Here is a 22,171-nt window from a genome sequence, read left to right as displayed (position 1 = left end):
TTATTTTACATGGGGTGTGAGGGCACGAATGCGCCGATGAGGATGGGGCCCCACTCCAATCCACTGCCCCTAATCCACTCCCCCAAACCGTTCGTCCCGAGTAGCGATTGAGCGAAGTCGAGAGCGCGTATCGAAGGACTGGTAAGGGAGCAGGTCACTCCGCTCGCCCAACCTCCTCCACACTCCCGGCAAAAGCCTCAAAGTCCTTGGCCTCGCTGAAATCCCGGTACACACTAGCAAACCGGATATACGCCACGGAATCGAGCTCCTTGAGCCCGTCCATCACCATCTCGCCGATCCGCTTCGACGTGACGTCGTTCTCGCCCAATGTTTCCAGCCGACGCTGGATACCACTCACCAGCTTCTCGATCCGCCCCGCCTCGATCGCCCGCTTCCGCGTCGCGATCGACAACGACCTGAGTAGCTTCTCGCGATCGAACGGCTCACGTCTGCCCTCGCTCTTCAACACGAACAGCTCACGCAGCTGGATCCGTTCGAACGTCGTGAAACGCGCCGCGCACCCTTCGCACTGGCGCCGGCGTCGGATCGCCGCCCCGTCTTCGGTGGGGCGGCTGTCCTTTACCTGGCTATCTTCATGTCCGCAGAAGGGGCAGCGCATTCAGACCTTCTTCTTGCCCTTGTAGTACGCGTAGCCCGCGCCTGCGAGTGCGCCGAAGATCGGGCCGACGATCGGCACCGGGATCGCCACGACCGCGCCGAGTGCGCTCCACTTGGCCATGCTCTTGCCGAGGCCGGGGGTCGCCTTGATGTCGTTCTGGACGTCGTCGAACTTCGACATGCTGTTTATCCTTGATAGATCGGGAAGCGCGCACACAGAGCCCGCACGCGGGTCCGAACGTCCGCCTCGACTTCCGGGTCCCCATGCTCGCCCTTTTTCGCGAGGCCGTCCAGCACGTCGGCGACCATGTTGCCGATCTCGCGGAACTCCGCCGGGCCGAAGCCACGCGTCGTACCCGCTGGCGAACCGACGCGGATGCCGCTGGTCTTGACCGGCGGCAAAGGATCGTTGGGGATTCCGTTCTTGTTGCAGGTGATCCCCGCACGCTCCAGCGCCTCGTCCGCATCGCGCCCGGTGATCCCCAGTGGCGTAAGGTCGATCAGCGCGAGATGCGTGTCGGTACCGCCCGAGACGACGTCCGACCCACGCTCCTTGAGCGTCGCCGCCAGCACCTTCGCATTCTCGACGACCGCGGCGATATAGCTCTTGAAGTCGGGCTGAAGCGCTTCGCCGAACGCGACCGCCTTCGCCGCGATCACGTGCATCAGCGGCCCGCCCTGCAGACCCGGGAACACCGCCGAGTTGATCTTCTTCGCGATCGCCTCGTCATTGGTCATGATCATGCCACCGCGCGGCCCACGCAGCGTCTTGTGCGTGGTGGTCGTTACGACATGCGCGTGGCCGAACGGCGTCGGGTGCAGCCCGGCTGCGACGATCCCGGCGAAATGCGCCATGTCGACCATGAAATACGCACCGACCTTGTCCGCGATCGCGCGGAACTTGGCGAAGTCGATGACGCGTGGGTAGGCCGAGCCACCCGCGATGATCAGTTTCGGCTGATGCTCGACCGCCAGCGCCTCGACCTGGTCGTAGTCGATCAGATGCGTGGTCGCATCCACGCCGTACTGGACCGCGTTGAACCACTTGCCCGACATCGCCGGCTTCGCGCCATGCGTCAGGTGACCGCCCGCATCGAGGCTCATGCCGAGGATCGTGTCGCCCGGCTTGACCAGCGCCAGCATCACCGCGCCATTCGCCTGCGCGCCCGAATGCGGCTGCACGTTGACGAACCCGCAGCCGAAGATCTGCTTGGCGCGCTCGATCGCGAGCGTCTCGACCGTGTCCGACGGCGCGCAGCCCTGGTAATAGCGCTTGCCCGGATAGCCCTCGGCGTACTTGTTCGTGAACACCGACCCCTGCGCCTCGAGCACGGCCTTCGAGACGATGTTCTCCGACGCGATCAGCTCGATCTGCGTCCGCTCGCGTTCCAGTTCGGCGGCGACGCCGGCGAATACGGCAGCGTCCGCATCGGCGAGGCCGCGCGTGAAAAAGCCGTCGGGCTGGACGTCGTGGAGTTCGCGGGGCTGAGTGCTCATGCGGGGACCTTTAACTTGTCGACACGGAGTTGATGACGGCCGCCGGCGAAATCGGCGGACAGGAAAGCTTCGACGCACGCCTTGGCCATTTCCTCGCCGATCAGGCGGGCGCCCATCGCGATGGCGTTGGCGTCGTTATGCACGCGGGCAAGGCTCGCCGACAGCGGTTCGGACACGAGCGCGCAGCGGCAGGCCGGGTTTCGATTGGCGGCGATCGAGATGCCGATCCCGGAGCCGCACAGCGCGATGCCGCGCTCGGCGCTACCATCGGCGATCGCTGACGCAAGCTTGAACCCATAGTCAGGATAATCGACGCTGTCGGTACCCTCAGGCCCGAGATCGAGCACGTCATGCCCCGCCTCGCGCAGCCACGTGGCAAGCACCGCTTTCAACGAAACGGCGGCGTGATCGGACGCGATGGCGATGCGCACCTGGCGTATTCCTGTGACGGGAGATCGAGTGCCCAGCCCCCTACCCCCCCGAGCCGGAATTTGCCACACCTGTTCGCGGGCGCTTTCGTCAGGATGGCGCGTTAAGGTCGGGAATGACGTCGAACGAGACCGTGAAGGAGACATTCATGAAGGCCCTCACCCTGCTTGCCGCCGCCGCGCTGACCGCGTGTTCCGGCCCGGCCCCCGAGACCAGCAACGACGGAAACATGACCTCCGCCGGATCGGTCGAACGCAAGGTCGCCGCTCCCAAGCCTAAACCGGCGCCCGACTACACCGGTCGCTGGATCGGCGTCGAAGGCATGGTCCTCGACGTTGCCCCGACCGCCACCGTCGGCCACTACACACTGACTATGCAATGGGACCTCGACAACAAGGGTAAGTTCGACGGCATCGCGAGCGGCGACACGATAGCGTTCGATCGCGGTGGCGTCCGCGAAACGCTGCGCCCCACCAACGGCGACGCGACCGGGCTAAAGTACCTCGCCGGCAAAACCGACTGCCTCACCGTGAAGCCCGGCGAAGGCTATTGCCGCGACGGACTTAGCCGCTAGGTTCCCGCCCGTGACTATCGCACATGCCAACGCCGACGCCGCCCGCGCGCACCTTTCCGAAGTGCTGCTGCGGACCGGCCAAGAGGACCGCGACGCGTTTCGCGAACTCTATACGCTGACCAGCGCGAAGCTTTTCGGGATCACCCACCGTATCTGTGGCAACGCCCAAGCCGCGGAGGATGTGCTGCACGAGGTCTATCTCACGATCTGGAAACGCGCCGGTGCCTGGGAACCCGGTCGCGCGAGCCCGATAACCTGGTTGGCGACGATCGCGCGCAACCGCGCCATCGACTGGCAGCGCGCGCAGAGTGTCCGTCGCACGAGCCCACTCGATGATGCACCCGACGTCGCCGATCCCGGCGAGGGTGCCGAAGCGGGGATGCTGGCGAGCGAATCGTCGCGCGAATTGATCGAGTGCCTGAACGGCCTCGAACCGCAACAGCGCGACGCGATCCGCACCGCGTTCTTCGACGGCATCACCTACGCCGAACTCGCGATCAAGCGGGCCGTGCCGCTGGGCACGATGAAGAGCTGGGTCCGCCGTGGCCTCGCCCGCTTGAAGGATTGCCTCGATGGTTGATCCGACCACCGATACCGGCGTGCCCGAGGACGTTGCCGCCGCCGAACTCGCGCTTGGCCTGCTCGAAGGCGAAGAGCGTGGTGCAACGCTGCGCCGCGTGCTCGCCGAGCCCGGTTTCGCCGCACAGGTCGAATGGTGGCGGTCGCGTCTGGCAGTCCTGTTCGACCTTTGGCCCGAACACGCCGCGCCGCCGCATCTCGCCGCCCGGATCGAAGCCAGTCTCGATGGAACGCAAGCCTCCACGCAAACAAGCCGCTTCGCATGGCCGGCGCTCGCCGCCGTCACCAGCGCGATCGCCGCTTCGCTGTTGCTGTTCGTCATGATCCGCCCGGAGCCGACCGTGCCCGTCTCGCAACCGATCCCCGTCGCGCGGCCGACCAGCGTACTCGTCGCTATGCTCGGCGACACGAAATCGCCGGTTGCAGCAGTGTACGATCCCGCAAACGGCGCGCTCCGCGTCGCGGCCGGCCCCGGCGTTCCGGACGCCCGCGTCGCGCAGCTCTGGGTGATCGGCGGAGACGGCGTGCCGCATTCGCTTGGCCTGCTCTCCGGCCGTCCGACCTCGCTCGCACCCAAGGGCGTCGACCGCGGTCGCATAACCCCCGGCGCGACGCTGGCGATCTCGGTCGAGCCGCTCGGCGGCTCGCCGACCGGCCTGCCGACCGGTCCGGTCGTCGCCACCGGCGTGGTCGCCCGCGTCTGATGCCCGTGCGACAAGCCGCGACCAGCGGCATCCCGCCGATCGCGCGCCTGCTCGGGCTGAGCGGACTCCTACCGCAACTCGCAGCGGTCGCGCTGCTGCTGAGCGGCGACCCGCAAAGCCGGTTCTCCGCGCTGGCGATCGCCTACGCCTATGCCGCGATCATCCTGAGCTTCCTCGGAGGCCTTTGGTGGGGTCTCGCCGCACGCACCGACTCGCCACCGCGCTGGCTCTGGTTCGCGAGCGTCGCGCCATCGCTGATCGCGCTGGTCACCGCTTGGCCCTGGATGGTCGGCCTGCGCTGGCCCGGCCCGTCGCTGGTCGTGCTCGGCATCAGCCTGATCGCCGCGCTGCTCGTCGACCGTGCGCTCGTCAAAGCCGGCATCGCGCCGCCCGGCTGGATGAAACTGCGCATGCCCTTGTCGCTCGGCCTGGGCGTTCTGACGATGCTGGCCGCGGCGCTTTAATCCCGCTCGCGAGTCGTATGGGCAGCTGGTTCGTGGTACGAATTGGGCATGAACTCATCGGCCAGAAGTCTCTGTCCCGACCGACAAGCCAAGGCGCGTTTTACGACCGCCGAGTTCCTGCGCATGGGTGAGTCCGGCGCATTCGACGGCATGAAGATCGAACTGGTCGGTGGGAAACTCGAACGGATGGACTTGCCGCTGGCGGGGCACGCCGCGCGACAAGTTAAGATCGGCATCCGTCTTTCGCGGTTGCTACCGGAGACGCGGATAACGGGTGGGGTTGGCATCGATCTCGACGACGCCACCGTAATAGGCTGCGACGTGGCCGTGTTGCGCGAACCCGTGGAAGGCAATCGCCTGCTCATCGCCGACGACCTTCTGCTCGTGATCGAGGTCGCAGAAACGTCGGTAGCTCGCGACACCACGATGAAGCGCTTCGCCTATGCGCGCGGCCGCATTCCGCACTACTGGGTAGTCGATGGCATTCGGCGCATCGTCCATGTCTACGCCAACCCCTTGGAAGGCGATTACACGCGGTTCCATTCGGTAGGTTTCGGCGAAACGCTAGAGGTGCCGGGCACCGACGGCACGATCACGATCGACTGACCAGCGCTGCCCCGCAGTGAGCGGGGCCAGCCTCAAGCCGCCTTGCGCAAGTCCAGCCGGCTCCAGATCTCCACCAGCGCATCCGTCAGTTCACGCATCATCGCCTCGGTATGCGCAGGACCCGGCGTGAACCGCAGCCGCTCCGTACCGCGCGGCACGGTCGGATAGTTGATCGGCTGCACGTACACGCCGTATTCGGCCAGCAGCACGTCGCTGATCTTCTTCGCCTTGACCGGATCGCCGACCATCAGCGGCACGATATGCGTATCGCCGATCATCACCGGCAGCCCGGCGTCCTTCAACATCGCCTTCAGCATCGCCGCGGAAGCCTGCTGCCCCTCGCGCTCGACGCTCGAGCTTTTCAGATGCCGCACGCTCGCCAGCACGCCCGCGACCAGCACCGGCGACAGCGACGTCGTGAAGATGAACCCCGGCGCATACGAGCGGATCACGTCGACGATCGTGCGATCGGCGGCGATATAGCCCCCCATCACGCCAAACGCCTTGCCCAGCGTGCCCTCGAGGATCGTGATCCGGTGCGCGACCTCGTCCCGCTCCGAGATGCCGCCGCCACGCGCGCCATACATCCCGACCGCATGCACTTCGTCGCAATAGGTCAGCGCGTTGTACCGGTCGGCCAGATCGCACACCGCGGAGATCGGCGCGACGTCGCCCTCCATCGAATACACGCTCTCGAACGCGATCAGCTTCGGCACCGCCGGATCTTCGGCCGCGAGAAGCTCTTCGAGATGCGCGAGATCGTTATGACGGAACACGCGCTTTTCACAACCTGAGTTGCGGATGCCCGCGATCATCGACGCATGGTTTAGCTCGTCGGAAAAGATGATGCAGCCCGGCAAGACCTTCGCCAAGGTCGCCAGCGTAGCCTCGTTCGAGACATACCCGCTCGTGAACAGCAACGCCGCTTCCTTGCCATGCAGGTCGGCGAGTTCGCCTTCCAGGTCGACATGGTAATGCGTGTTGCCGCCGATGTTGCGCGTGCCGCCCGAGCCCGCGCCGACGTCGTGCAGCGCCTCTTCCATCGCCGCGATCACCTTCGGGTGCTGGCCCATCGCGAGATAATCGTTCGAGCACCACACCGTGATCGGCTTTGGCCCGTTATGCCCGGCGAAGCAGCGCGCGTTCGGAAACGCACCCTTGTTGCGGAGAATGTCGATGAACACGCGGTAGCGCCCTTCGGCGTGCAACCGGTCGATCGCCTGCGTGAAAACGCGCGAATAATCGACTCGCGGACCCTTGATCGAATCCGTTGCCGGAATGCCGTCGCTAATCATGGCCTTGGGCACTACGCCTCGCTTTCACTCGTTTCCAGCGCAATACCGCTCTTACGGTGATCGCTTTCCTCATCCTGGCATCACATTGCCACGATGCGGCTGCGACGCAAGGTGGCACATTGTCCCAGGTTACCGCTTAAAGCTGCTCGATCCTGCCAAACCCGCGCCCCGCCAGAGCCGGTCCGAGCGCGCGCTCCTCGTCGCCCAACCGGGTGAAGACGGCAACGCCCTCCCCCGCTCCCGACCATGATTCGCCCTGCATGAGATGCACGATCCGTCGCGCGATCCCCGGTCCGCCATCGACGAAGCGCGCACCGGGTGCAGCGGCCGCAAGCTCCGCTTCCACCAGCGGGAAATGCGTGCAGGCGTTGACGATCACGTCGATCACGTCGCCGCCGGGTTGCGAAAACAACCCATCGAGCACCGCTGCATAGCGCTCCGTCGCGACGACTCGGCCGTGCAATTTCGCCTCGGCCATCTCGACCAGAGCCGCCGAGCCGTAGCGCAGCACCGTGCAATCGCCCGCGAACTTAGCCGCCAGATCATCGACATACGCCTGCCGCACGGTCGCCTCGGTTCCCAGCACGCCGATCGTCCGTGTCTTCGACAGCGACGCGGCGGGCTTGATCGCCGGCACCGTCCCCACCACCGGCAGGTCGAGCGCCGCGCGCACCACCGGCAGCGCGATCGTCGAGGCGGTGTTGCACGCGATCACGATCAACCGCGGCCGATACCGCTCCGCCAACCGCCCCAGCAAAACCGGCACCCGCGCCGCGATCTCCGCCTCGCTCTTGGTGCCGTACGGAAAACCGGCCGAGTCGGCGGCATAGACGAACGGTGCATCGGGTAGTGCAGCGCGCGCCGGACCGACGATCGACAGCCCGCCGACACCGGAATCGAAGAACAGGATAGGGCGTTGGTCCATCCCCCGTCCTTAGGATGAATTAACCGGGGTAAACCAGAGCAACATATTCCCCTCCCTGGAAGGGAGGGGTTAGGGGTGGGTCGGCGTCCGCATCCGCAAACCTCACGACACGAGCCGACCTACCCACCCCCAGCCCCTCCCTTCCAGGGAGGGGAGCACGTCGGGCCCGCTTGGCGACCCCTGCTCAAACTCAGGCCATTTGCCGTCAGCCCCGGGTCGTTTATAAGCCCATCCAGAACGGGGGACGTAGTTGCAGACGGAAATTCTCTGGGTCGCGCCCACGCTATCGCTCGTGCTGAGCTATCTGCTCGGCTCGATCCCGTTCGGCGTCATCCTGACGCGGCTCGGTGGCGCAGGCGATCTGCGCACGATCGGCTCGGGCAACATCGGCGCGACCAACGTCCTGCGCACCGGACGCAAGGGCCTCGCCGCCGCCACGCTGCTGCTCGACATGGCCAAGGGCGCAGTCGCCGTGCTGCTGGTCGCGCATCTGTTCCCCGGCAATGCGCTGCTCGCGGCGGCCGGTGCGTTCATCGGCCATTGCTACCCCGTCTGGCTGAAGTTCAAGGGCGGCAAGGGCGTCGCCACGCTCATGGGCATCGTCGTCGCGCTCTACTGGCCGCTCGGGCTCGTCTACGCGGTCGTCTGGCTCGGCCTACTCGCGGGCCTGCGCATATCCTCGGTCGCCGGCATGGCCGCCGCGCTCAGCGCGCCATTTGCCGCGGCCCTGTTCGGTCGCTTCGATCTCGTTTTGCTGCTCCTCGCGCTAGCGCTGATCGTCCTGTGGAAGCACCGCGAGAACGTCGATCGCCTGTTCTCCGGCACCGAGCCACGCATCGGCCGCCCAAAACGACCACCGGGTGGCTGACCCGACGGTCTCGAGACTTCGGCTCATCCGCACGACCGGGATCGGACCGGTCACCTATCGCCAGCTCATCGCGCGCTTCGGCAGCGCCGACGCCGCGATCGACGCGCTCCCGATGCTCGCCCAACGCGGCGGCGGACGCGTGCCGAAAATAGCAGACGTAGCGCTAGCCGAGCGCGAAATGGCCGCCACCGCGAGACACGGCGCACGCTACCTCTTCCTCGACGAGCCGGACTATCCCCGCCTGCTCGCCGAGATCGAGACCGCACCCCCGGCCCTCATCCTCCGCGGCGACATCGCCCACGCCAAGCGCCCCTGCATAGCGATGGTCGGCGCGCGCAACGCATCCGCCGCCGCCTGCCGATTCGCCCGCCAGATCGCGCTGCAGCTCGCCGAAGAAGGCACGACGATCGTCTCCGGCCTAGCTCGCGGCATCGACACCGCCGCACACATCGGCGCACTCGGAGCGGGTTCGAGCGGGGCCACGATCGGCGTCATCGCCAGCGGCATCGACATCGCCTACCCGCCCGACAACACGGCCTTGCAGGAACGCATCGCCACCGAAGGCCTCCTGCTCGCCGAACAGCCCCCCGGCACTGAACCCAAGGCGCGCAACTTCCCCTCCCGCAATCGCATCATCGCAGGCCTCGCGATCGGCACCGTGGTGGTCGAGGCCGTGCCCAAGTCGGGCTCGCTGATCACCGCACGTCTTGCCAACGAGTCCGGCCGCGAAGTCATGGCTGTCCCCGGCAGCCCGCTCGATCCCCGCGCGCAAGGCTGCAACCTGCTCATCCGCGAAGGCGCCACGCTCGTCCAATCCGCCGCCGATATCCTCGAACAGATCCGCCCGTTCGACCCGCGCTCGGTCCGCTCGCCGATCGATGCCTACGCCGCCTCGCCCCCGGAAGACGCGACCGATACCGAGCGCCGCAGGATCACCGACCTGCTCGGCCCCGTACCGGTGACGATCGACGAACTCATCCGCCAGTCGCACCTAAGCCCGGCGGTCGTCCAGACCGTGCTGCTCGAACTCGAACTCGGCGGCCATCTGGAACGTCATGCGGGCGGCCGAGCCAGCCTGCGCTGATCGTCCTGGTTTCAGGACGCCGCCAAGGCCACGCTACCCTCAGTCTGCGATTTCGCCACCCAAGCCGCAGCCCAGTCCTTTGCCTCATGCGTCTTCGCGATAGCCGCGAGCAGCAGGTCCAGTTCGTTCTGATGCGAGGCGATCAGGTTGAGGACATGAGGCTCCGGATCCGACTGGCGAAGGATGACGATGTTTTTGGCAAGGAACGAACACTTCCATTTCGCTATCGCGAGGTCATGTCGGGTCATGCTCTATCCTCCCGGTCCAGTGCAGAACATCGGTTCGCGCCTTCCAGCAACGATCCATCATGATTACGCCGAACTGCCAGTCCTTGGCGAAACGAGGTATCTGGTTGCGGAAACCAAGTCGCTGGGCGAAAATTATGTGGGCGACCAGATACAGCGGCCGGTGAACGGGATGACTGAGGACCGTCAATTGTAACGATCTCTGCGCCTGATCTGATCGGATGCAACGAAAGGCATTGGTCTACTGTCATCATACCGACACGGATATTGTGCCAGCAGCGCCGGCATAATCCGGGAAATACCCCGCCCCCAGGAACCCCTCTCGAAAAGCAGCGCCTGCGTCCTCATCTGCGTACTTCGCTCATACCCGCCCCGGGTTGACGGCACCGCCCCTTCGTCCCCACCCTCGTACGCGTACACGTAAGGACCCCGGTTTCCCCATGCAGCTTGTCATCGTCGAATCGCCTGCCAAGGCCAAAACCATCGAGAAGTATCTGGGCAGCGATTACCGCGTCCTGGCCAGCTACGGCCATGTCCGCGACCTGCCGCCCAAGGACGGTTCGGTCGATCCCGACGATGCGTTCGCGATGACGTGGGAGAATTACGCTGACAAGTCGAAGCAGCTGAAGGCGATCACCGATCTCGCCAAACTCGCCGACCGCCTGATCCTCGCGACCGATCCGGATCGCGAGGGCGAGGCGATCTCGTGGCATGTTCGTGAGGTCCTGCGGGCGCGGAAGGCGCTGCCGAAAGAGGTCGAGCGCGTCACCTTCAACGCGATCACCAAGGCCACCGTCACCGAGGCGATGAAGAACCCGCGCGAGCTCGACGACGATCTGATCGACGCGTACCGCGCCCGCCGCGCGCTCGATTATCTGGTCGGCTTCACGCTCTCGCCGGTGCTGTGGCGCAAGCTGCCCGGCGCCAAGTCCGCCGGTCGCGTCCAGTCGGTGTCGCTGCGCCTGATCGTCCAGCGTGAGCGCGAGATCGACGTCTTCAAGCCGCAGGAATACTGGTCCGTCACCGCCGAGATGGAGCATGACGGCACCGCGTTCACCTCGCGGCTGACGCAGTTCGAGGGCAACAAGCTCGACCGCCTGTCGATCGGCAACGAAGGCGATGCCCTGCGCGCCAAGCAGGCGGTGCTCGACGGCAATTTCTCGGTCCAGTCGGTCGAGACCAAGCCCGCCGGTCGCAACCCGCCACCGCCGTTCACCACGTCGACGCTCCAGCAGGAAGCCTCGCGGAAACTCGGCTTCTCGGCGGATCACACGATGCGGATCGCGCAAGGGCTCTACGAGGACGGCGCGATCACCTACATGCGTACCGACGGCGTGCAGATGGATTCGAGCGCGATCAGTGCCGCGCGCTTGGCGGTCGCGAACCGCTTTGACGCAAGCTATGTCCCGGACAAGCCCCGCCAATATCAGTCGAAGGCGAAGAACGCACAGGAAGCGCACGAAGCGATCCGCCCCACCGATTTCGGCAAGGACAAGGCCGGCGGCGGCGATCACGCGCGCCTCTACGACCTGATCTTCAAGCGCGCGCTGGCGAGCCAGATGGCGTCCGCGCGGATGGAGCGCACGACGGTCGAGATGGCCGACGGCACCGGTCGAAACATCCTCCGCGCCACCGGCCAGGTCGTGCTCTTCCCCGGCTACCTCGCCTTGTACGAGGAAGGGTCGGACGATTCCGCCGATGAAGACGCCCGCCGCCTGCCGCGGATGCGCGAAGGCGATGCGCCCGCCAAGAAGAAGGTCGACGCGGAGCAGCACTTCACCCAGCCGCCGCCGCGCTTCTCCGAAGCCTCGCTGGTCAAGCGGATGGAGGAACTCGGCATCGGCCGCCCGTCCACCTACGCGTCGATCATCAAGACGCTGAAGGACCGCGCCTACGTCCGGATCGAGAAGAACCGCTTCTTCGCCGAGGAGAGCGGGCGCTTGGTGACGGCGTTCCTCGAGCGCTTCTTCGAAAAATACGTCGGCTACGACTATACCGCCGAACTCGAGGAGGAACTCGACGACGTCTCCGGCGGCCGCGCGCAGTGGCAGTCGGTGCTCGACGCGTTCTGGCGCGATTTCAAGCCGCGCACCAACGAGGTGATGGAACAGCAGCCGTCGGCGATTACCGCCGAGTTGGACACCTTCCTCGCGCCGTATCTGTTCCCGGCCAAGGCGGACGGCGGCGATCCGCGGCTCTGCCCCAACTGCGGCGAGGGCCAGTTGGCGCTCCGCGGCGGCAAGTTCGGCGCGTTCATCGCCTGCTCGAACTACCCCGAGTGCAAATACACGCGTCGTTTCGCACAGCCCGGTGGCGACGCCGAGGCGGATGCCGGCCCGTCGACACTCGGCACGCATCCCGACACGGGTCAGCCGATCGAGCGCAAGTCGGGACGCTTCGGCCCGTATCTGCAGATCGGCGAAGGCGAAGACCGCAAGATGGCGTCGATCCCCAAGGATATCGGCGAGCTGAACCTCGAATGGGCGGTCAAGCTGCTGTCGCTCCCGCGGACGGTCGGCAATCATCCAGAAACCGGCGAGCCAATCATCTCGACGATCGGCAAGTTCGGGCCATATCTGAAGCATGCGGGCAAATATGCGCGGCTCCAGACCACGGCCGACGTGTTCGAGACGGGCATGAACGCCGCGGTCGTAAAGCTTGCGGAAGCCGCAGCCGGCGGCGGACGCACGGCACGCGGGGCGCAGGCGCCGCTCAAGATACTCGGCAACCATCCGCGCACCGAGGCCGAGATCAAGCTGATGGAAGGCCGCTACGGCGCCTACGTCACCGACGGCACGACCAACGCGACGCTGCCCAAGTCGATCGAGAAGGACCAGCTGACGCTTGAGGAAGCGGCGTCGCTGATCGACGCACGTGCCGCCGCGGCACCGGCCACGAAGAAGAAGAAAGCGCCCGCCAAGAAGCCAGCGGCGAAAAAGGCTCCGGCCAAGACAGCAGTGGCCAAGGATGCCGCTGAGGCGAAGGCTCCAGCGAAGAAGGCGCCGGCTAAAAAGGCCCCCGCCAAGAAAGCCGCCCCAAAGAAGAAAGCGGAAGTTTAATTCCCCTCCCGCTTGCGGGAGGGGCTAGGGGAGGGACCGAAATACCCCACGAACGAAACGCTCGCGGTCATCCCCTACCCCAACCCCTCCCGCAAGCGGGAGGGGAGCCCTAGGATTAAGCAGCCCGGCGTTGCGTCAACTGCATCCAATCCCGCGCCGCGCGCTGCGCCACTGAGATCTCCCGCGCAGTCATGTCCTCGGCGATCTCCGCGCGGCATTCCTGCGCAGCGATGTTCCCCGACACCGCCGCCAGGTTGAACCACTTATGCGCCTCGATCAGGTCGAGGACGACGCCCGACGTCCCCGTCGAATACACCATCCCCAGTTCGTAGCACGCCCGGTCGTCGCCGCGCGCGGCATCCGCCAGCCGGCGTTCGATTCCGATATTCGCGTTCTTGAGACTGATACCCATGGTCTTGCCCCCAATGTTCTTGAAGGCAGACTGCAGTGATTCGGGCTACGAAATGGTTAATGGGTTAACGCCCATTTTTTACAACGCGTCTGGCGCCTCGATGGCGATGTTATCGATCAACCGCGTCGCCCCCATCCGCGCCGCCGCCAGCAACCGCCACGGACGACCCACTGCCGGGTTCTCCGCGAGCGTCTCGGCATCCGCCAGCGCGACGTAATCGATCGTGAACCCCGCCCCGACCAGGGTCGTCCGCGCATCGTCCAGCACCGACTCCACATCCTCGCCCTTCGCGATCGCCCGCGCGGCCACACCGAGCGCACGCGGCAGGGCCACCGCCTGCTTGCGCTGCTCGTCGTCGAGATAGATGTTGCGCGACGACATCGCCAGGCCGTCGTCGTCACGCTGCGTCGGCACCCCGACGACATCGATCGCGAAATCGAGATCGGCGACGAACCGCCGGACGACCGCCAGCTGCTGGTAATCCTTCTCGCCGAAATAGGCCGTATCGGGCCCGACCTGGTTGAACAGCTTCGACACGACCGTCGCGACGCCATCGAAATGACCGGGCCGCGAGGCGCCGTCGAACCCATCGCTGACGCCCGAGACGCGCACCGACGTCGCGAACCCGTCGGGATACATCGTCTCGACCGACGGCAGCCAGAGCAGGTCGCACCCGGCTTCGTTGAGCATCCGGATATCCGCCATCTCGCGCCGCGGATAGCGCGACAGATCCTCGTTCGGGCCGAACTGCGTCGGATTGACGAAGATCGACGCCACCACCTTGGTCCCCGGCCGCTTCGCCGCCTCGATCAGCGCGACATGGCCGGCGTGGAGCGCGCCCATCGTCGGGACGAGCGCGACGCGCTGGCCGCCCGCACGGAAGGCGGCGACGCTTTCGCGCAACGCATTAAGGTCCCGGACGGTGTCCACGTGAAACTCCTACTCGATAAGTGCGGTCGCGGCTTCTATGAAGGGTGACTGTTACGATCAATAAGGAAACGCGCGTTGGCCACGGGCCCGGATACACCCCAAGCTTCGACGCACGTTGCCCCGTCGGTATCGACGCACGTAATCGTGTTCGCCAACGAGAAGGGCGGCACCGGCAAGTCGACGACCGCAGTGCACGTCGCGATCGCGCTTGCCGCGAAAGGTGCGCGCGTCGCGTGTCTCGATCTAGACCACCGCCAGCGCACCGTCGGCCGCTATCTCGACAACCGCGCCGAAACGATGAAGCGCAATGGTTCGGTGCTGCCGATGCCGCGCCATGCGACGCTGTCGGACCAGAGCGAGGACCAGTTCGAGGACCTCTGGCACTCGCTCTGCGAAGGCTCGGACTTTCTCGTGGTCGACACCCCGGGCCGCGACGATCCGTTCGCGCGTACCGCGGCGGCGCTGGCCAACACGCTCGTCACCCCGATGAACGACAGCTTCGTCGACTTCGACCTGATCGGCCAGGTTGATCCCGAGACCTATCAAGTGACTCGCCCGAGCTTCTATTCCGAACTGATCTGGGACGCGCGGAAGCAGCGCGCGCGCGCCGACGGCACGACGATCGACTGGGTCGTGCTGCGCAACCGTCTTCAGCATATCGAGGCACGCAACATGCGGCGCGTATCGGATGCACTCGCGCAACTCGCCAAGCGCGTCGGCTTCCGGATCATCCCGGGGCTTGGCGAGCGCGTGATCTACCGCGAGATGTTCCCCGCTGGCCTGACGATGATCGATGCTAAGGCGTTCGGCAGCATGGGCCTGGCGCACGTCGCCGCGCGCCAGGAACTGCGCGAGATGATGGCGGCGTTGCAGCTGCCCGAAGTTGTCGAGCAAGCGCCGGACGTCGCTGCGTGAAGTGGATCGTCGCCGCCGTCTTCATCTGGCTGGCCTGGCATTACCTTCGCCCCAAGCCGAAACAACGCGTGGTGACGGATGAAGCCGAAGCACGCTCGATCCTCGGCATCGACAGCAACGCGAACGCCGACGCGATCCGCAGCGCGCACCGCCGCCTGATCGCTTCGGTCCACCCGGATCGCGGCGGCTCGACCGACCTGACCCGCCGGGTGAACGCAGCGCGCGACCTCCTCCTAAAGCGCGCCCGCTAAACCGTTCTCCTGCGAACGCAGGAGTCCAGGGTTACAAACGCTATCGCTCTTGGCTCCTGGGCCCCCGCTTTCGCGGGGGAACCGCAGTGAGATATAATCGTCGAGAGGCCCATGACCCACCAGTTCGACCCGACCTCGCTCCGCGAATATGACATCCGCGGGGTCGTCGGCAAAGCGCTAGGCCCTGCCGATGCCGTGGCGATCGGCCGAGGCTTCGCCACCCGTATCCGCGCCGCCGGTGGCCACCGCGTCGCCGTCGGCTATGACGGCCGCAACTCCTCGCCCGAACTCGAAGTCGCGCTCGTCTCCGGGTTAGTTGCAGGCGGCGTCGACGTCGTCCGCATCGGCCTCAGCACCTCGCCGATGCTGTATTACGCCGAGGCGACGCTAGAAGTGGACGGCGGCATCCAGGTAACCGGCAGCCACAATCCCCCCGAATATAACGGCTTCAAGATGGTGCACGCCCACGCGCCATTTTTCGGCGACGACATCCAGGACCTCGCCGCGCTCGCCGCCTCGGGCGCGTGGAGCGAAGGGACGGGCGAAGTCACGACCGCGGACGTGCTCGATGCCTATGTCGACCGGCTGATGGCTGGCTATGCGAGCGGCGCGTACCGGATCGGCTGGGACACGGGCAACGGCGCCGCCGGCCCGGTGATCGAGAAGCTTGTGCAACTCCTGCCGGGTGAGCATCATGTGATCTTCGCCGACGTCGACGGCAATTTTCCCAACCATCATCCCGATCCCACCGAAGAGGCGAACCTCGCCGATCTGAAACGCCTAATCGCGGCGAAGAACCTCGATTTCGGACTGGCCTTCGACGGCGACGGCGACCGGATCGGTGCGGTCGACGGCGCGGGACGCGTGATCTGGGGCGACCAGATCCTCTCCATTCTGGTCGAACCTGCGCTGCGCGAACACCCCGGCGCGCCGATCGTCGCCGACGTTAAGTCCTCGCAGGCGTTGTTCGACCGAATCGCGGAACTGGGCGGCGAGCCGGTGATGGCTGCCACAGGCCACAGCCTGATGAAGACCGCGATGACCCGCACCGGCGCGCCGATCGGGGGAGAGTTGAGCGGTCATCTGTTCTTCGCCGGCGAATATTACGGCTTTGACGACGCGCACTATGCGGCGGTGCGGCTGATCCGCGCGGTGCATCTGTCGGGGCGTTCGCTCACCGAACTGCGCGACGCGATGCCGGCGCTGGTGACGACGCCGGACCTGCGCTTTCCGGTCGAGGACGCGCGGAAGTTCGCGGTGGTGGACGAGGTGATCGCGCGGTTGAAGTCGGAGGGCGCGGAGATGGACCTGACCGATGGCGCGCGGGTGACCACCGCCGATGGGTGGTGGCTGCTGCGAGCCTCGAACACGCAGGCGATGCTGACGGTGCGGGCTGAGGCAAAAAACCAGGCGGCCCTTGATGCGCTGCTGGCCGAGGTAGATGCACACCTGACGGCAAGCGGTGTAACACGACGCTAACCGCGAGAATTGCACCACCCCGGCGAAGGCCGGGGCCCAAGTGGAAAGGTGGAAGTAACGGCGCGCTGTCTTCCGTTAGCAACCTCCCCCAATTGGGCCCCGGCCTCCGCCGAGGAGATGCTGATGAAAAGGAGATCGCACACTTGCATCCGCTGCCGAGCCGACTGACACCGTAACGCCCCAGCCTACCGTCCCACCACCACCCCAAGGAGTCCCCACGTGGAGCGCCCAGTCGACGAATTCCGCTCCAGCACGCGCCGCTGGCTGCTCGGCAGCTTTGCCGGTTGGGGCACCCTGCTCACTTGCCTCGCCGGCGTGGGCTTCGTCATCATCGGCGTCCGCTGGCTGAAAAATCGCAGCGCAAGCTACGAGATCACCGACCAGCGCCTGATCATCAAACGCGGCATCCTGTTCAAGACGATCGACGAGATCGAGCTCTACCGGATCAAGGACGTCCGCCTCGGCTATTCGCTGCTCAACCAGATGACCGACATCGGCACGATCATCCTGACCTTGAGCGACCGCACGACCAGCGGCGGCGAGTTCACGCTTCGCGACATCCCGATGGCACGCGACCGTCGCGAAGGTCTCCGGAAACTCGTCGACCGCGCCCGCCAGCGCCGCGGCGTCCGCGAACTCGACGTGGATGACGCATACGCGCTGGATTAAGCGCGCTTTTGTCCCCACATGGCGGGCATGGCGCCCCCCTATCCCAAGCCCAAACCCCAACCGCAGATGATCCGGGTCGTCGACCTCGAGACCACCGGTTCGGCCCCGCCCGCGCACGGCGTCTGCGAGATCGGCTGGCAGGATGTCGCGCTCGGTGAGGATGGTCGCTGGGAGATCTACGGCGAAGGCGGCAGCCTGCTCGTCAATCCCGGCCGGCTGATCCCGCCGGTGACGCAGGCGATCCACCACATCCTCGACGAGCATGTCGCCGACGCGCCGTATTGGCATGACTGCGCCCGCCAGGTGCTCGACCCGTGGCCACGCCGGCTCGCACTCGCCGCGCACCGGGCGGATTTCGAGCAGAAATTCTGCACTCCCGCGCTGACCCGCGACGCCGAGTGGATCTGCACGTGGAAGTGCGCGCTGCGGCTCTGGCCCGACTCGCCGAGCTTCTCGAACCAGGTGCTGCGCTACTGGCGCAAGCCGCACGGCATGGAGCACGAGCGCGGCCTGCCAGCACACCGCGCGTTCCCGGACGCATACGTCACCGCGTTCCACCTGCGCGACATGCTCAACGAGGCGAGCCTTGCGCAACTGCTCGAATGGTCGCGTGATCCGGGGCTCATCCCCCGTGTCCGCTACGGCCCCGATCGCGGCAAGGAATGGTCCGAGCTCGATCACGAGACGCTGATGGCGTTCATGACCGATCGCGATCCCGACATCCGCTTCACCGCCAACCACGAGATGGACCGGCGCAGCGGCGGTGGCCGCGTCGGTAAGGCCAGCGCGCAGGACCTGCTGCTCTAAATCAATATCGTCACGCTGGCGGACGCGGCAGTATCGCTGGCGTAACGACATCCGCCAGCCTACACCGCCCGTCCTATGGTTCGCGTACGCCTGAAACTGCCCTCTTCGGAAGGGCGAGTCGCACGTTGGCTGGTCGCGTTCATGACGCTCGGCTTCATCGCGCTAGCCGCCGCCGCGATCGCAATCGGCTGGATCACCGTCCGCAACCGCACCTACACCGCCGAGATCCTCCACACGCAGGACGTTCGCCAGGCAATCGCCACGCTTCAGATCCAGATGGAGCAATCCGAGACGGCGCGGCGCGGCTATATCCTGGCCGGCAAACCGCTGTTCGCCACCGCCTATGCCCGGAGCGCGGGCAACCTCGTCCCGTCGATCCGCAAGCTGCGCCATCTGACCCGCGACAATCCGCGGCAGGGTGCCCGCCTCGACCTGATCGAGCCGCGCTTCGTCCAGTTGCGCGCGCTCCGGACGCAATCGATGACCTTGGTCGCCTCAGGTCGAATCGCCGAAGCGCAGCGCCGGTTCGCGGTCGACGCCAGCGTCCCGTTGATGCGTGGCATCCGCTACCGCACCCAGGCGATGGCTGCCGACGAAGTCCGCCTGCTCGCGATCCGCACCGAACGACAGGAACGCATTAGCGCGCTGTTCCTCTCGGTCGCCGGGTTGGCCGCAGCGCTGCTGCTGATCGTCGCGATCCTCGCGGTCCTGCTGATCCGCCGCTACACCGCCGACCTCGCCGCGTCGCGCGACAGCCTGCGCACCCTCAACGAGACGCTCGAGGAACAGGTCGCCGAACGTACCGCCGACCTCAGCCGCGCGAACGAAGAGATTCAGCGCTTCGCCTATATCGTCAGCCACGACCTGCGCTCGCCGCTCGTCAACGTGATGGGCTTCACCGCCGAACTCGCCGCCGCCGCGGTCCCGCTTGCCGAGCTGGTCGACCGTGCCGAAGCCGAGGCACCGCACGTCCTCACCGAAGACGCACGGCTGGCGGCGCGCGAAGACCTGCCCGAGGCGATCGGCTTCATCCGCACCTCGACGCAGAAGATGGACCGGCTGATCAACGCCATCCTGAAACTCGCACGCGAAGGCCGCCGGACGATCGCGCCCGAGCATATCGACCCTGCGCAGCTCGTCGACACGATCCTCGGCGCGATGCAGCACATCGTCGACGATCGCGGTGCGGTGGTGCGCGTCGAGCGGCCGATGCCGGGAATCGTCACCGATCGCCTCGCGCTCGAACAGATCCTGTCGAACCTGATCGAGAACGCCACCAAATACCTTAAACCGGGCCGCCCCGGCGAAATCACGGTCAAGGGCCATACCGAACGCGGCCGCGTCATCCTGTCGGTGGTCGACAATGGCCGCGGCATCGATCCGCGCGATCACCAGCGCGTGTTCGACCTGTTTCGCCGCTCGGGCGCGCAGGACCAGCCGGGCGAAGGCATCGGACTCGCGCATGTCCGCGCGCTCGCCTATCGTCTGGGCGGCACGATCGACGTACAGTCGACGCTCGGCGACGGCGCGACCTTCCGGCTCAACCTGCCGACCCACATGACCATCCAGGACGCAGCATGAACGATCACAAGACCGTCGGTATCGTGATGATCGAGGATGACGAGGGCCATGCCCGCCTCATCGAGAAGAACATCCGCCGCGCCGGAATCCTGAACGATATCCGTCACTTCACCGACGGCACCACTGCGCTCGACTTCCTGTTCAACGCCGCCGATGGCCCCGCGAAGAGCGGCCCGGCGATGATCCTGCTCGACTTGAACCTCCCCGACATGAGCGGCACCGACATCCTGGCCCGGATCAAGGCGGAGGGCAGCCCGCTCAAGCGCACGCCAGTCGTCGTGCTCACCACCACCGACGACAAGGTCGAGATCGAGCGCTGCTACGATCTCGGCTGCAACGTCTACATCACCAAGCCGGTGAACTATGAGAGTTTCGCGCAGGCGATCCGCCAGCTCGGGCTGTTCCTGTCGGTGATCCAGGTTCCCGAAGCCGAGTGAGCGAAACGCGCGTCCTCTACATCGACGACGACGCCGGCATCCGGCGGCTGGCGGCGCGTGCGCTCGAACGCCGCGGCTACCGGATGACCGTTGCCGAGACGGGGGCCGAGGGTGTCGTGAAAGCCGCCGCCGAACGCTTCGACCTGATCGCGGTCGACCATTACATGCCCGGCATGGACGGCCTCGAAACCCTCGAAGCACTCCGCCGCCTGCCCGATCCGCCCCCAGTCGTGTACGTCACCGGCTCAGAGGAAGGCCGCATCGCGGTCGCCGCGCTGAAGGCCGGTGCCGCCGATTACGTGGTGAAGACGGTCGGAGACGATTTCTTCGACCTGCTCGCTGCGTCCTTCGAACAGGTCCGCGCACGCGCCCTGCTCGAACAGGAGAAGGCGTCCGCCGAGGCCGATCTCCGCGCCAGCAACGCACGGCTCGAGGCGTTGCTCGGCGAGGTGAACCACCGCGTCGCCAACTCGCTGCAACTCGTCTCGGCGATGGTCCGACTCCAGGCGACCGCGCTGACCGATCCGTCCGCGCGAGAAGCGCTCGAAGATACGCAGCGCCGCATCCAGGCGATCGCGCAGGTCCACCGACGGCTTTACACCAGCAACGATGTCGAGAGCGTCGACATGCAGGAATATCTCGGTGCGCTGGTCGACGAACTCGCCGAGACCTGGTCGACCGAGGCGCTTCCCCGCGCCTTGAGCCTCGCCGCCGAGCCGATCCGCCTACCCACCGACCGCGCGGTATCGCTCGGCGTGATCGTCACCGAACTCGTCACCAACGCGTGCAAATACGCCTACCCGACCGGCGGCGGCGAAGTCCGCGTGGCGCTGCGCCGGATCGACGACGACGTCTTCCTGCTCGCGGTCGAAGACGATGGCTGCGGCATTCCCAAAGACGCCGTCCCGCGCGGCACCGGCCTCGGCACGAAGCTGATCCGCGCAATGGCACAAAGCCTGCAAACGATCGTCGAATACGACCCGACCCACACCGGCGTCCGCGCCACCCTCCGCGCGGCGGTACGCTAACCTTCTAGTCCTCCCCCGCCAGGGGGAGGTGGCGCCGTAGGCGGCGGAGGGGGAGGCACACGCAACAAGGGTTTTCCCTTACCTCCCCCTCCGTCTGTCAAGTGCCAGACACCTCCCCCTGGCGGGGGAGGATTATTTCAGATCGCGCGCACCGCCGCCAGGATCATCCGTCCCGTCAACCGCGCCGTTTCATCCTCCGACAACCGCGGCCGCGACAAAGTCCGGTGGCCCAGCCCGAACATGAAGGCGAGGATCAGCTCCTCCGCCCCCTCCAGTTCGTTCTCCTGCAAGTTCGGATTGGCGACGCAGGCGAGTTCGCGGATCATCCGCCGGAAATCGCGGCACAGGTCGGCGATCGTGTCCGCAACGTCGGCGTTGCGGTGCGCCTCCGCCATGATTTCGAACGACAGCGCTTCGTCGCCCTTCGACAGGGCACGCCGCGCCAGTTCGACGAACCCTTCCTCGATCGAGAACCGCTCCGATTTGACCGAGTCGTTCATCGTCTGCAGCTCGCCCATCTTGGCCGCTGCATCCTCCATCACGATCGCCTGGATCACCGCGTTCTTGCCGGTGAACAGGCGATAGATCTGGCCGACGGAGACACCCGCCGCCACGGCCAGTTCGGACATCGGGGTTTGATGAAACCCTTGTGTCGCAAACAGATGACGGGCCGACGAGACGATACGCTCCCGACTTCCCATTTCATGCTGCACTG

27 protein-coding genes are annotated in these 22,171 nt (G+C 66.0%); 17 read left to right on the top strand and 10 right to left on the bottom strand.

The window, feature by feature from the left end:
* Positions 1-154: 154 nt before the first annotated feature.
* The 4 genes from nrdR to rpiB are packed head-to-tail and all read right to left on the bottom strand — an operon-like array spanning position 155 to position 2,546.
* Positions 155-619, bottom strand: a complete 465-nt coding sequence (gene nrdR / locus E5673_RS03615) for a transcriptional regulator NrdR (protein ID WP_136188968.1) — start codon at positions 617-619, stop codon at positions 155-157.
* Positions 620-799, bottom strand: coding sequence for a hypothetical protein (locus E5673_RS03610; protein WP_056066278.1), 180 nt, complete (start codon positions 797-799; stop codon positions 620-622).
* A 5-nt stretch (positions 800-804) separates the two neighbouring features.
* Positions 805-2,115: a serine hydroxymethyltransferase gene (locus E5673_RS03605; protein WP_136188967.1), complete on the bottom strand. Its 1,311-nt coding sequence runs from the start codon at positions 2,113-2,115 to the stop codon at positions 805-807.
* Entirely contained in the window at positions 2,112-2,546 is a 435-nt protein-coding gene (rpiB, locus tag E5673_RS03600) for a ribose 5-phosphate isomerase B (protein WP_136188966.1), read from the bottom strand. The genes E5673_RS03605 and rpiB overlap by 4 nt, the downstream gene beginning before the upstream one ends.
* A 146-nt stretch (positions 2,547-2,692) precedes the next feature.
* Between rpiB and E5673_RS03595 the strand changes: the two genes are divergently transcribed.
* The 5 genes from E5673_RS03595 to E5673_RS03575 all read left to right on the top strand — a co-directional run bounded on the left by E5673_RS03595 (position 2,693) and on the right by E5673_RS03575 (position 5,471).
* The gene (locus E5673_RS03595) at positions 2,693-3,118 is read left to right on the top strand and encodes a hypothetical protein (protein ID WP_136188965.1); all 426 of its coding nucleotides are present in this window, start codon (positions 2,693-2,695) and stop codon (positions 3,116-3,118) included.
* Positions 3,119-3,128: 10 nt separating this feature from the next.
* A complete protein-coding gene (locus E5673_RS03590) occupies positions 3,129-3,698 on the top strand; it encodes a sigma-70 family RNA polymerase sigma factor (protein ID WP_136188964.1) in 570 nt (189 codons plus the stop codon).
* Entirely contained in the window at positions 3,691-4,401 is a 711-nt protein-coding gene (locus tag E5673_RS03585) for an anti-sigma factor (protein WP_136188963.1), read from the top strand. The genes E5673_RS03590 and E5673_RS03585 overlap by 8 nt, the downstream gene beginning before the upstream one ends.
* Positions 4,401-4,865, top strand: coding sequence for a DUF3429 domain-containing protein (locus tag E5673_RS03580; RefSeq protein ID WP_136188962.1), 465 nt, complete (start codon positions 4,401-4,403; stop codon positions 4,863-4,865). The genes E5673_RS03585 and E5673_RS03580 overlap by 1 nt, the downstream gene beginning before the upstream one ends.
* 123 nt (positions 4,866-4,988) lie before the next feature.
* Positions 4,989-5,471 carry a Uma2 family endonuclease gene (locus E5673_RS03575; protein ID WP_168711557.1) on the top strand — a complete coding sequence of 161 codons (483 nt, stop codon included), beginning with the start codon at positions 4,989-4,991 and terminating at the stop codon, positions 5,469-5,471.
* A 32-nt stretch (positions 5,472-5,503) separates the two neighbouring features.
* Here E5673_RS03575 and hemA read toward each other — a convergent pair whose 3' ends face one another.
* Together hemA and murI are read right to left on the bottom strand one after the other, a co-directional pair.
* Positions 5,504-6,766 (bottom strand): 5-aminolevulinate synthase, encoded by a 1,263-nt coding sequence (gene hemA, locus E5673_RS03570; RefSeq protein WP_136191329.1) that lies wholly within the window; start codon positions 6,764-6,766, stop codon positions 5,504-5,506.
* Positions 6,767-6,902: 136 nt separating this feature from the next.
* A complete protein-coding gene (gene murI, locus E5673_RS03565; RefSeq protein WP_136188960.1) occupies positions 6,903-7,691 on the bottom strand; it encodes a glutamate racemase in 789 nt (262 codons plus the stop codon).
* 250 nt (positions 7,692-7,941) lie between these two features.
* On the opposite strand from murI, the gene plsY reads away from it, so the two are divergent.
* Together plsY and dprA are read left to right on the top strand one after the other, a co-directional pair.
* The gene (gene plsY / locus E5673_RS03560; protein WP_136188959.1) at positions 7,942-8,559 is read left to right on the top strand and encodes a glycerol-3-phosphate 1-O-acyltransferase PlsY; all 618 of its coding nucleotides are present in this window, start codon (positions 7,942-7,944) and stop codon (positions 8,557-8,559) included.
* Entirely contained in the window at positions 8,552-9,643 is a 1,092-nt protein-coding gene (dprA, locus tag E5673_RS03555; RefSeq protein WP_136188958.1) for a DNA-processing protein DprA, read from the top strand. Before plsY ends, dprA begins: the two co-directional genes overlap by 8 nt.
* A gap of 11 nt (positions 9,644-9,654) precedes the next feature.
* Here the strand turns inward: dprA and E5673_RS03550 are convergent, their stop codons facing one another.
* Positions 9,655-9,891: a hypothetical protein gene (locus E5673_RS03550; protein WP_136188957.1), complete on the bottom strand. Its 237-nt coding sequence runs from the start codon at positions 9,889-9,891 to the stop codon at positions 9,655-9,657.
* A gap of 19 nt (positions 9,892-9,910) precedes the next feature.
* On the opposite strand from E5673_RS03550, the gene E5673_RS19590 reads away from it, so the two are divergent.
* Positions 9,911-10,084: a hypothetical protein gene (locus E5673_RS19590; RefSeq protein ID WP_168711556.1), complete on the top strand. Its 174-nt coding sequence runs from the start codon at positions 9,911-9,913 to the stop codon at positions 10,082-10,084.
* 244 nt (positions 10,085-10,328) lie between these two features.
* Positions 10,329-12,947: a type I DNA topoisomerase gene (gene topA, locus E5673_RS03545; protein WP_136188956.1), complete on the top strand. Its 2,619-nt coding sequence runs from the start codon at positions 10,329-10,331 to the stop codon at positions 12,945-12,947.
* A gap of 115 nt (positions 12,948-13,062) precedes the next feature.
* On the opposite strand, the gene E5673_RS03540 is transcribed toward topA, so the two are convergent.
* Together E5673_RS03540 and panC are read right to left on the bottom strand one after the other, a co-directional pair.
* Positions 13,063-13,359: a sel1 repeat family protein gene (locus E5673_RS03540; protein WP_136188955.1), complete on the bottom strand. Its 297-nt coding sequence runs from the start codon at positions 13,357-13,359 to the stop codon at positions 13,063-13,065.
* A gap of 78 nt (positions 13,360-13,437) precedes the next feature.
* Positions 13,438-14,289 (bottom strand): pantoate--beta-alanine ligase, encoded by an 852-nt coding sequence (gene panC / locus E5673_RS03535; RefSeq protein ID WP_136188954.1) that lies wholly within the window; start codon positions 14,287-14,289, stop codon positions 13,438-13,440.
* Positions 14,290-14,364: 75 nt separating this feature from the next.
* On the opposite strand from panC, the gene E5673_RS03530 reads away from it, so the two are divergent.
* The 8 genes from E5673_RS03530 (at position 14,365) to E5673_RS03495 (ending at position 21,456) form a co-directional block, all read left to right on the top strand.
* Positions 14,365-15,204 carry a division plane positioning ATPase MipZ gene (locus E5673_RS03530; RefSeq protein WP_136188953.1) on the top strand — a complete coding sequence of 280 codons (840 nt, stop codon included), beginning with the start codon at positions 14,365-14,367 and terminating at the stop codon, positions 15,202-15,204.
* A complete protein-coding gene (locus E5673_RS03525; protein ID WP_107964210.1) occupies positions 15,201-15,455 on the top strand; it encodes a DnaJ domain-containing protein in 255 nt (84 codons plus the stop codon). The genes E5673_RS03530 and E5673_RS03525 overlap by 4 nt, the downstream gene beginning before the upstream one ends.
* Before the next feature lie 111 nt (positions 15,456-15,566).
* Positions 15,567-16,934: a phosphomannomutase/phosphoglucomutase gene (locus E5673_RS03520; RefSeq protein WP_136188952.1), complete on the top strand. Its 1,368-nt coding sequence runs from the start codon at positions 15,567-15,569 to the stop codon at positions 16,932-16,934.
* Between the two features lie 219 nt (positions 16,935-17,153).
* Positions 17,154-17,603, top strand: coding sequence for a PH domain-containing protein (locus E5673_RS03515; RefSeq protein ID WP_136188951.1), 450 nt, complete (start codon positions 17,154-17,156; stop codon positions 17,601-17,603).
* Positions 17,604-17,630: 27 nt separating this feature from the next.
* Positions 17,631-18,410, top strand: coding sequence for an exonuclease domain-containing protein (locus E5673_RS03510; RefSeq protein ID WP_056066586.1), 780 nt, complete (start codon positions 17,631-17,633; stop codon positions 18,408-18,410).
* A gap of 75 nt (positions 18,411-18,485) precedes the next feature.
* A complete protein-coding gene (locus E5673_RS03505; protein ID WP_136188950.1) occupies positions 18,486-19,991 on the top strand; it encodes a sensor histidine kinase in 1,506 nt (501 codons plus the stop codon).
* Positions 19,988-20,428: a response regulator gene (locus tag E5673_RS03500; protein ID WP_056053360.1), complete on the top strand. Its 441-nt coding sequence runs from the start codon at positions 19,988-19,990 to the stop codon at positions 20,426-20,428. The genes E5673_RS03505 and E5673_RS03500 overlap by 4 nt, the downstream gene beginning before the upstream one ends.
* Positions 20,425-21,456, top strand: coding sequence for a histidine kinase dimerization/phosphoacceptor domain -containing protein (locus tag E5673_RS03495; RefSeq protein ID WP_136188949.1), 1,032 nt, complete (start codon positions 20,425-20,427; stop codon positions 21,454-21,456). Before E5673_RS03500 ends, E5673_RS03495 begins: the two co-directional genes overlap by 4 nt.
* 137 nt (positions 21,457-21,593) lie before the next feature.
* Here the strand turns inward: E5673_RS03495 and E5673_RS03490 are convergent, their stop codons facing one another.
* Positions 21,594-22,157: a TetR/AcrR family transcriptional regulator gene (locus E5673_RS03490; RefSeq protein ID WP_281727892.1), complete on the bottom strand. Its 564-nt coding sequence runs from the start codon at positions 22,155-22,157 to the stop codon at positions 21,594-21,596.
* Positions 22,158-22,171 lie beyond the last annotated feature (14 nt).

The sequence above is a fragment of the Sphingomonas sp. PAMC26645 genome, from assembly GCF_004795835.1.
GTDB lineage: Bacteria > Pseudomonadota > Alphaproteobacteria > Sphingomonadales > Sphingomonadaceae > Sphingomonas.
The sequence above is the reverse complement of the archived record's forward strand: the minus strand, read 5'-3'. Positions and strand labels throughout refer to the sequence as shown.